The sequence below is a fragment of the Neobacillus notoginsengisoli genome (assembly GCF_003515685.1).
Lineage (GTDB): Bacteria > Bacillota > Bacilli > Bacillales > Cytobacillaceae > Bacillus_D > Bacillus_D notoginsengisoli.
In genome coordinates this window covers 333,238-343,179 of the sequence record NZ_QWEG01000005.1, presented here as the reverse complement: position 1 = coordinate 343,179, position 9,942 = coordinate 333,238, and the positions used below count along the sequence as shown (strand labels likewise).

9 protein-coding genes and 1 other RNA gene are annotated in these 9,942 nt (G+C 44.2%); 1 reads left to right on the top strand and 9 read right to left on the bottom strand.

All coding sequences use genetic code 11. The features are described 5' to 3' along the window. Positions 1 to 346: 346 nt before the first annotated feature. The 8 genes from D1B31_RS24230 to D1B31_RS10195 form a co-directional block, all read right to left on the bottom strand. Entirely contained in the window at positions 347 to 514 is a 168-nt protein-coding gene (locus tag D1B31_RS24230) for a hypothetical protein (protein WP_158587516.1), read from the bottom strand. Positions 515 to 601: 87 nt separating this feature from the next. Beyond that, positions 602 to 1,738 carry a THUMP domain-containing class I SAM-dependent RNA methyltransferase gene (locus tag D1B31_RS10225; RefSeq protein WP_118920673.1) on the bottom strand — a complete coding sequence of 379 codons (1,137 nt, stop codon included), beginning with the start codon at positions 1,736 to 1,738 and terminating at the stop codon, positions 602 to 604. 139 nt (positions 1,739 to 1,877) lie between these two features. After that, an RNA gene (rnpB, locus tag D1B31_RS10220) (RNase P RNA component class B) lies at positions 1,878 to 2,257 on the bottom strand. 81 nt (positions 2,258 to 2,338) lie between these two features. Beyond that, entirely contained in the window at positions 2,339 to 2,647 is a 309-nt protein-coding gene (gpsB, locus tag D1B31_RS10215) for a cell division regulator GpsB (protein ID WP_118920672.1), read from the bottom strand. Positions 2,648 to 2,773: 126 nt separating this feature from the next. Beyond that, a complete protein-coding gene (locus D1B31_RS10210) occupies positions 2,774 to 3,343 on the bottom strand; it encodes an SLOG family protein (RefSeq protein WP_118920671.1) in 570 nt (189 codons plus the stop codon). Between the two features lie 77 nt (positions 3,344 to 3,420). Then, positions 3,421 to 3,633, bottom strand: coding sequence for a CotD family spore coat protein (locus D1B31_RS10205; RefSeq protein WP_118920670.1), 213 nt, complete (start codon positions 3,631 to 3,633; stop codon positions 3,421 to 3,423). A gap of 343 nt (positions 3,634 to 3,976) precedes the next feature. Continuing rightward, positions 3,977 to 5,254, bottom strand: coding sequence for a ribonuclease H-like domain-containing protein (locus D1B31_RS10200; RefSeq protein WP_118920669.1), 1,278 nt, complete (start codon positions 5,252 to 5,254; stop codon positions 3,977 to 3,979). Between the two features lie 2 nt (positions 5,255 to 5,256). Beyond that, the gene (locus D1B31_RS10195; RefSeq protein ID WP_118920668.1) at positions 5,257 to 7,545 is read right to left on the bottom strand and encodes a DEAD/DEAH box helicase; all 2,289 of its coding nucleotides are present in this window, start codon (positions 7,543 to 7,545) and stop codon (positions 5,257 to 5,259) included. A 190-nt stretch (positions 7,546 to 7,735) separates the two neighbouring features. Here D1B31_RS10195 and D1B31_RS10190 point away from each other — a divergent pair, with 190 nt between their 5' ends. Further along, a complete protein-coding gene (locus D1B31_RS10190) occupies positions 7,736 to 8,428 on the top strand; it encodes a Crp/Fnr family transcriptional regulator (protein WP_118920667.1) in 693 nt (230 codons plus the stop codon). A gap of 51 nt (positions 8,429 to 8,479) precedes the next feature. On the opposite strand, the gene hcp is transcribed toward D1B31_RS10190, so the two are convergent. Then, the gene (hcp, locus tag D1B31_RS10185; RefSeq protein ID WP_118920666.1) at positions 8,480 to 9,781 is read right to left on the bottom strand and encodes a hydroxylamine reductase; all 1,302 of its coding nucleotides are present in this window, start codon (positions 9,779 to 9,781) and stop codon (positions 8,480 to 8,482) included. Positions 9,782 to 9,942: the final 161 nt, after the last annotated feature.

Genomic DNA, 9,942 nt, shown 5'->3' with positions numbered 1-9,942 from the left:
CTCCAGGCTCGACTTCTCTTTGTCCTCTTAATGAGGTCTCTTTTGACGAGGCGGCAGGATTCACTTTATGTTACAACCTGTCAGTTTGCTTGCACCCCCGAAGGGGTTACGTTGTCACAGGGCTTCATACCTTAGGATTTCTCCACCAGTTGCCTGTCAGCTAATGAGCGTCTTGGTACTTACTCAGATTGGACTTTCACCAATTAGCAATTAACGGCTTGCCTGGGCACGCAACAATGAAAAAGAGACTGGCACAGATAGCAATCTGTCCAGTCTCTTTCGTTTTGCTCTTCTCTCTTTTGAATAAAAAGGATGCAATGAATCAACAACCTCTTGCCAAACAGGTTTAACATTCTGTCCTGCAGCCTGAAATGGAAAGAGCCTGTTTCCAGTTCCTGTCCGCTTCTTTTAGCAAAAGCTGTGCCTTTTCTTTTAAATTCGATTCCTGGTAGAGTAATTTCTCCGTCGCTTCAATCGCCTTGGCAATTTTTGCGAAATCAACCGGTTGATACATTGGATTCCTTCCTCCTAAAAATGGTCATATGCCATCATTTTATTCAGGAAGAAGGGGTGTTATTCAAAAAAACATTTTCGTGCTGCATTAAACTCTCGGCGGCCTCGGCCCCCAATATTGGTAATAATCCGTTTTAATGAATCCATTAAACAGTTTGCGTTTTTTCGTTGCCGGCTTGCCGTAGAACTTTTCAAAGCCTTCGTGGGCGGTGAGGATGTACTTGCTCCATGTTTCCAGCTTATCAAAAGCTGCCCCCATTTCCTTGTACATGTTTTCAACCGCCGGCCTGTCACCAAGGCGCTCACCATAAGGCGGGTTGGCAACAACGACGCCGTATTGCTTATCTGACGTTAAATCCCTTACCTGCATTTGCTTAAACGAAATCAAATCGCCAAGGCCTGCCTCAAAGGCGTTCCCCTCGGCAATCTTAATCATTCTGTGGTCAATATCGGAGCCAAGGATCTCAAGTGGCTGATCATAGTTTGCAAGGTCTTCCGCTTCCATACGCGCTTCATTCCACACTTTTTCAGGGATCCAGCCCCATTGCTCAGAAACGAACTCCCTGTTGAAGCCTGGGGCAATGTTTTGCCCGATAAGCGCTGCCTCAATCGGAATAGTGCCTGACCCACAAAAAGGGTCGATAAACGGCTTTTCAGCTGTCCAGTTCGTCAGAAGAATTAAGGATGCCGCCAGAGTTTCCTTTAATGGCGCTTCCCCCTGCCCCGCTCTGTAGCCGCGCTTGTGAAGGCCTGCACCGCTCGTATCGATTGTTAAGGTAGCCACGTCCTTCAGCAAGGAAACTTCTATTTTGACAAGCGGTCCGGTCTCTTCGAATCTGGAAGTTCTTCGGTACGCCGTTTTGAGCCTTTCGACAATGGCCTTCTTCACAATCGCCTGGCAATCAGAGACACTGAAAAGCTTCGATTTTACAGACTTCCCGCTGACAGGAAATTCACTATCCTCAGGCAAAAAATTCTCCCATGGCAAGGCTTTTGTTTTTTCAAAAAGCTCATCAAATGAATAGGCCTTAAATTCACCGGCCTTAATTTTTATTCGGTCAGCAGTTCGGAGCCATAAATTTGCCTTGGCGATCGCTTTTTCATCGCCTTTAAATGTCACACGGCCATTTTCGGTCATGCCTTCATAGCCGAGTTCCTTTACTTCCCTCGCCACGAGAGCCTCAAGGCCCATCGCAGCAGTTGCTATTAATTCGTACTTGCTCATTATCTCACCCAATCTTGATATGTATGCTTTATCTGTTAACAGGATTACATAAATAAAACGAAAAGTCCAATATGACAGAAATGAAAAAAGCTCCCCGTAAGGAGAGCTCTGCTGTTTATGATTTCATTCCATCCATGTGTTCTGTAAGCCATGTTCTGTTCCATTGTACTGCAAGCGACAAAGTCTCGTACTCCGGTGGTAATCATCTATCTACAGGCAAAAACCTGTCCTTCTCCTCCGTTGAATTCCGTGGAGAAAGCGCCCCTACCATAATTTGGGTTTCTCGCTCGCGGGGTTTACCTCGTTCCACCCTTCGCATTTCTTTGAAGGCTCCGTCACTGTGGCACTTTTACAGGTATTCATGCCATATCCAAAGGACTTAGGCATTTTCCCGGCCGTCAGCCGCGAATGCGGCTGCCCTGGCTTATTGTTTCACCAGGCGCGATCACTACAGGCATCTCAGCCTGTGCGAGCATGGACTTTCCTCTGCAGCGAAAACTGCAGCGATTACCCGAACACATAAAATGGACAATCTCTATTATATGTAGTTTCCTGTTCAAAAGCAATAGAAATCCCAGGAAGAACTGTCATTTCCTGAGATTAGTCGTAAAGTTTGTTTCCGAATACATGCTTCTCAAGGTTGGAAAGACGCTTCAGAATGTCAAAATTTGTTGTGCCAGCAGGCTGGACAGGCTGCTGGGGAGCTCTTCTCGACGTTTCCTCAAGCTGCTTCTTCAACCGAAGATTTTCCTGCTGAAGTTCTTCAATTTCCTGGTGAAACGTTTCATAATCCTTAATAATCAAATCAAGGAACTTATCCACGTCTTCTTGTTTATAGCCGCGCACGGACGATTTGAATTCCTGTTCCAAAATGTCCTTTGCCGTAAGATTAATTTTATCCGCTAACATTTTCTTCACCTCAGGCTTCGCCAATCATTACTTAATATTTTTTCAAAAATTAACCGTTTTGTCAATTTTTCTTTCCATTATTCTTTAGTCCTTATTTAACACGCTAACATTCATCCAAGGGACCGACTAATAATCAAAGCGTTTCATCTCTTCTTCCTCGACAATTTGCTGTAAATCATAAAAAGTAATCAGGCGGACCGGATATTGTTCCAGCCCTTTTGCAAAGTCATAAATGAACTTTGGGCTTCCTTCCTTTTCTGTATCATATAAAAGAAGGAGAACATCACTTTTCTGTATGAAGAATTGGTTTTTTAGCCTGAATTGCATCGGGCTTTCATACTTTTTCTTTGTAACGGAATCAATAAAGTCCGCACCTGCCAGAATGGATTCATACCATTCCCTGTTCTTTTCATTCCACTTTTCTTCCTGATCGAGAAAAGGCGTAATAACCGCAAGCTTCAATTCGGGATACTCCTCCTGAAGCTCGAACACTGCTTCGGCAGCCCACAGCTCCGCGCCTAGCTGGCCGCTGATTAGGACCCATTCCAGCCCCGATTCAGCCATTACACTGATTTCTTTTTTAAACGCTGCTTTTATATACAATGCAGAAGGGTGATCCTTTTGGAAAATGCCAAGCTCGAATGGCTTGTACCCCGAGACAGCAAGTACTTTTGGCAAAAACTTCCCTCCTTCCATTAGAGCTAATCAAAAAGGGCGAAAAATCCGCCCAATTTGTAGAACATACTATATGTCTCAAAAACAGTGCGTCATGCCTAATTCCTAGGAGGCAGATGATGATGATAAACAATATTTCCCACAGAAGAATGTTGATGGGGGAAATAATGCTCATGGATAATCCGTTGATGGTGAACGGTTATCCCATGGACAGGATGAAGATGAGGAATAATGACTGTGGAATATTCATGGTTCACTTGCATTGGCATTCCGGGCATAAACATGCCCCTGTTGCCTGGACGCATAAACATGGCACCCACTCCTTTTCGCATAAGCTCTTAATAGCCTATGCCGTCAAGGCTCAGGTGCCTGGGAATTAACCCTATTTTATCACAAAAATGCATAAAAACTTTCTTTTAAGTTCGTAAAAACAAATGCTGTCAGGCAAACAACCAAAAAGAATAAAAATAAAATTGCTTTATACATCCGCACCAGCCCCGTAAAATTGTTGGTTTTTGTCGAAATCAATTCTCCCAAATACATATTGTACCTTTTTTGAAAATTAAAAACAATATAGGGTCAGAGGAAATTCGAGAGTAATTATGACAAATATGTGACAGTTTTTTTAAAAAAAGGCCCTTAAGCGGCCTCTTTTCAACTATTTTCGGTTTGGCGAAGATTTTGTCCAAGCTTTTTCTGAAGGCGCTCAAGCCTGTGTTCCAGTTCTTCAGCTGTAAATTTCCCCTTTTTAGTCGCTGGCTGTTCCATTTTGTACACGTCAAGAGCCCTTTTGCAATAGGTTAAAGCCTTCGTGTAATCTTTTGTTTTATGTTCCAAAATCTTGGCAGCCTCAATGCAGGCTTCAATCGTTAGGTTGTCTACTCCTTCTTCTGCCGCGGAGCAAAACAACTCAAGTGCCTGATCCCATTTCTTTTTCTTTTTATACGTATAGGCAAGTGCGAGCATTGGGCGGGCCGCATCATCACCTTTCCGCTCCACCAGCCCTTCAAAAGCCTTCGCTGCCTCATGATGGTTTCCAACAGCAGCAAACCATCTCCCGACTTCATATGTTTCCTCATGTGAACGTCCTTCATCCCTTCCGCAAATTTGGAAGGTAAGATGCGTATAGAGTGTGACAAGGGATAGGATATCAAGCTCATTATGCTTCATGATGCCCAGCATTCCCTCAATCCGGCCGCTCTCAATAAAATCAAAATAAATCATCGGTGCGAGGAATCCGGGAATATCATCGACACGCTCTACCCCAAGCACTTCCTTTTCAACAACTGAGAGTTTCATTCGATCGAGTTTATGTTTCCATAGCCTCCGCGCGGCGTGATACAAGTCAAAGTGCCCGAATTGCGGAAGCTTTGGAACATGATTCCTGACAAGAGTATGCCTTGTTTTTACTTGTGGCCAATCGAATGACTTACCGTTATACGTAACGAGTGTGCGATAGTCGATGTTTTCTAGAAAGCTTTGATATAAAGGGACTTCCGCACCTGGATGAGGCAGGATATGCTGCCTCAGAACAAGATGATCTCCTTTGATGCTAGCGTGACCAAGCAGAAAGATGGTATTGCCAACTCCTCCGCCAAGCCCAGTCGTTTCGGTATCAAAAAAGAATAAATCCCCAGGAGAGTGGCCCGCTGACGAAAGTGGGTGGTCAATTCCGCTCATTTCCCAAATAGCAGCTGCCTCAAGGAAATCAGAGAATCGATACTTTCCATGCTTATGGGACAGCGGGTAGCTAACTTCCCGAACAAAGCAATACTGTCCATCAAAATAAAACGGTTTTACCCCTTCACTCGACCACTCTTTCAAAAAAGGAATATCCATATCCACTGCATTTGGCTTATCGACCGGGTGGCTAGTGGATTTTCCGGTTGTAAGATGCGGTTTTAGCCTGTTTAATTTGTTTTTTAAAGACATGGCTACATCCGCGCCCTCCTAGCTGAATTAAGATAAAGATGAACAATTCTTAGGGCATCCCGTTTGGCAGTTTCTGTTGAAGTGTCCATTCCGATGCAGGAAGGGCACCCGCTTTCACAGAGGCAATTTTCAATCATGGAACCGGCCTGTTCTAGGACTGTCTCCATTCCTGAAAATAGTTTCTCACTAAGGCCAATCCCGCCTGGATATCGGTCATAGAAGAAAATAGTCGGCTTTTCATTATGGTCTGCTTTCACCTGAGGCACTACATGGATATCCTGGGGATCTGCCATCACAAATAAAGGCGCGATATGCGACAAAGCGTGAGCTGCCCCAATCAACCCCTGTTCAAGCCGGTCTTGTCCCATATCCCCGACTGATTCATTAAGGGAGATCCACGCGGAATTTGTATGAAGCTCTGCTTCAGGGAGAAAAATAGGGCCAGATCCGATATTGTCATGTGTTTCAAATTTTATTTTTTTGAAAATCGTCGCCATTGCCCTGACACTTACGTCCCCGTAGCCAATTTCTGATCCTTCCCGCGTTGAAAGCTTGTCTACTTCTAGCACTTTCAGTTGGACAGCGAGATTCGCGTCCGTAAAATAATCAACATCGACTTCCCTGACGAACGCCTTTTTCTCATCCCAATCGAGCTTTTCCACCTGATATTGAATTCCCTGATGCAAATAGATGGCCTCATCATGAAGAAGGGTCATGGCAGAAAAAGTATCCATTTCACCAATAACTTTTATGTTCGCCACATCGGATTGGTCAATAATAATCACATTTTCTTGTGAAGCCGAACGGAGGCTGATGTTATGGGCTGGGAAAGAATCATTCATCCAGTACCATTTATCCCCGTTCCGGTAAAGGACCCGCTCCTCCGCCAGATACTCCAGGAGCTCCTCTGTGTCATAAGAACCGAATGTTTCTCCGTTCTTAAAGGGAAGTTCATAAGCGGCACACTTCAGGTGGTCAATTAAGATAATGAGGTTATCTGGGTTTATCCTCGCTGTTTCAGGGCTTTTCTTAAAGAAATAATCAGGGTGCTGGATCACATATTGATCAAGCGGGCTTGAGCTTGCAACCATCATGACGAGGGACTCGCCGTGCCGCCTTCCCGCCCTGCCTGCCTGCTGCCAGGCACTCGAAATCGTACCAGGGTATCCGGTCATAATACATACTTGCAGCTGGCCAATATCAACGCCCAGTTCGAGTGCATTTGTACTGACAACACCATAAATTTCACCGGAACGGAGCCCTTTTTCAATCCGGCGCCTTTCGCTTGGCAAATACCCGCCCCGATAGCCCATGATTGATTTTGCTCCAAGCTGATTTTTAACAAGTTCCTGAAGATAAGTAAGAATAATTTCAACTCTCACCCTGCTTCTTGCAAAAACAATTGTCTGGATTTTGTTTTTCAAAAGCTCGCCTGCTATTCTCCTCACTTCAAGTGTTGCGCTTCTTCTTAAGTTTAACGGCTTGTTCACTACCGGCGGGTTGTAAAAGACAAAGTGCTTTCTCCCAGTTGGGGCTCCGTTGTTATCAACGAGTTCCATTTTTGTCTCAGTCAATGACTCTGCCAGTTCGACGGGATTCGCGATTGTCGCTGAAGTGCAAATGAACACCGGATTGCTACCGTAATAATGACAGATTCTCTTTAGCCTTCGGATGACATTCGCGACATGGCTGCCGAAAACGCCCCTGTACGTATGCAGTTCATCAATGACTACAAACTTTAAATTCTCAAACAAGGAAACCCATTTTGTATGATGGGGCAAAATGGCGCTATGGAGCATATCTGGATTTGTAATGACAACATGGCCCGCCTTTCTGACTCTTTGCCTAATGTTTGCAGGCGTATCCCCGTCGTATGTATAGCTGTTTATATCGAGTCCAGCTTCCTGGATTAATTCGTTGATTTCGCTTTTCTGGTCCTGTGCCAACGCTTTTGTTGGAAACATGTAAAGCGCCCGTGCATTGCTGTCTTTGATGATCGATTGAAGGACGGGCAAATTGTAGCAGAGTGTTTTGCCAGATGCTGTAGGAGTGACTGCTACAAAGCTTTGAGCGGCCATCGTTTTTTTAAAGGCGGAGGTTTGGTGCGTATAAAGCTCCTTAATCCCCCTTTTACAAAGCGCGTCCTTTAACAGAGGATGAAGACTTTCAGGGAGCGGCTCGAACCTCGCTGGTTTTTCATCAATCGTGTGCCAATGGACAATATTTTCTTTATAGCTGTTATCCAATTTTAACGTTTCAAGTATTTCTTGAAGATTTTTTCGAAGTTTCATCATAATCACCCCATTCTTCTATTCTAGCGAATAGACGTTCGTTTCTAAAGGAAAATCTTCTCTCAAAAGTGGAATTCTCAAAGGAAAAATTAACCACAGGGGGTTGCAGGCCTGATTAACTGGCCGGATGCTCAATCTCTGGTAATCTGCTAAAATGGAAAGTAGATAGAATGAATTTGGGGTGAAGGATTTGAAAGCTGCTGCAATCAGAGATTTATTATCCCGTTTTACAATTTTCAAGGAATTGGATGAATATGAACTAGAGAAAATATCCGATATCTCCCTTACACGGGAATTTAAAAAAGGCGCACATGTTTTTATGCAAGGTGAGCCCTTAAAAAACGTTTATTTTGTATACCGGGGAAAAATTAAAATTTATAAAAGCGATTCTAGTGGGAAGGAGCAAATCGTCTCGATCCAGAAAAAAGGAGATATGTTCCCGCATGTTGGTTTTTTCAGGAGAGGCGATTATCCCGCGTTTGCCGAAGTGCTTGACCCAGCAACTCTCGTGATCGTTCCAATCGCAAATTTTGAAAAGGTCTTAATCGACAATCCGGAACTTTCGATTAAACTTTTCAAGGTACTTGGAGAGCGAATCGTCGATTTGCAAAACAGGTTAGAGGAACAGATTCTCAATAACACAAACGAACAAATCATAAAATTGCTCGTAAGGCTTGGAAAAACACACGGTACGGAGCAGCCCGACGGCCGAATTTTGCTAAAAGCCGAGTTTACTAACAGGGATTTGGCGAATATGATTGGAACGACAAGGGAAACCGTCAGCCGGACTCTGACAAGAATGAAAAAGGAGCAATTAATTGAAGTCGATGAAAAAGGAAATATACTCTTTGACCCAGAGGACATGTTAGAGGAAATCTTCTAGAGAAATGTTTAAATAAAAAACCGCAGGCGGGAAGTCTGCGGTTCGTTTTGCTTATTTTATATCTGAAAGCTGAAGCATTTCGTTCATATCTTCTTGTGCGGTTCCGATTAGTTTTAAGTTAAAAGCGTTCTGGAGAACTTCTAGGACGCCCTCTGAAATGAATTCAGGCGGTTTAGGCCCTATCCGGATGTCCTGAATGCCCAGGCTAAAGAGTCCAAGCAAAATTGCAACCGCTTTTTGCTCAAACCAGGAAAGGACAATGCTGATAGGCAATTCATTAATTTCACATTCAAATGCATCAGCAAGAGCCTTGGCAATTTTTACAGTGGATCCGGAATTGTTGCACTGGCCCAAATCAATATAACGCGGAATTTCGGTTCCAGGCACAACTCCATAATCAACATCATTAAACCTGAATTTCCCGCAGGAAGTTGTCAGGATGACTGTTTCCGGCGGAAGGGATGTCGCAAGCTCCCGGTAGTACCCCCCGCCTTTTCCAGGAGCATCACAACCGGCAATGACGAAAAATCGCTTAATTTTTCCTGCCTTCACGGCTTCAATGACTTCTGGTGCAAGCCCTAGCACAGTTTCGTGGTGAAAACCTGTGACAAGTGTTTCCTCGGATTCAATATTGGCCGCAGGCAGTTCAAGCGCTCGGTCAATTAATGGCGTAAAGTCATCTCCGACAATTTTTTGGACGTTTTCAAGGCCCGTAACCTCATATGTAAACATCCTGTCAGCGTAACTTCCTTTGATTGGCATTACGCAGTTTGTCGTTGCAAGAATGGCCCCCGGGAATTTTTCGAAAAGACGTCTTTGGTCATACCATGCTTTTCCGATATTCCCTTTCAAATGTGAATATTTTTTCAGTGCCGGGTAACCATGGGCCGGCAGCATTTCAGAATGCGTATAAATGTTGATTCCTTTTCCTTCTGTTTGCCTGAGCAGCTCTTCGAGGGCAAACAAGTTATGCCCAGTAACGACAATCGATTTGCCTTCAATTTTATTCTGGCTGACGCGGATTGGCTCTGGAATGCCAAGGCGCCCCGTATGTGCTTCATCAAGTATTTCCATGACCCGGACAGCAGACTGGCCTACCTTCATTGCCATATCAATATGCTCCTGGACATTGAAATTCGAGTTCGTTAATGTCATATAAAGCGCTTCATGGGTAACAGTGTCCACAAACGAATCAGTTACCCCAAGCTGATTGGCATGTGTCCGGTAAGCCGCTATCCCTTTCAGGGCAAAAATAATCGTGTCCTGAACGCTTGCAATCGTTTCATCTTTCCCGCATACGCCGACGATTGTGCAGCCGCCGGAGGGAGTTTGTTCACATTGGTAACAAAACATCATTCATTCCTCGCTTTCTTTCGTACTACAGTTTAAGCATAATATACATTTCAAGTAACAGAATGTGATGTTTATCACAAATAAACAAGTGTCGAAAATCGTTCAAACTCCTTCCGGTTTTCACTCTTCCATTCGTCCCGTCATAGGATAAGATAACTAAA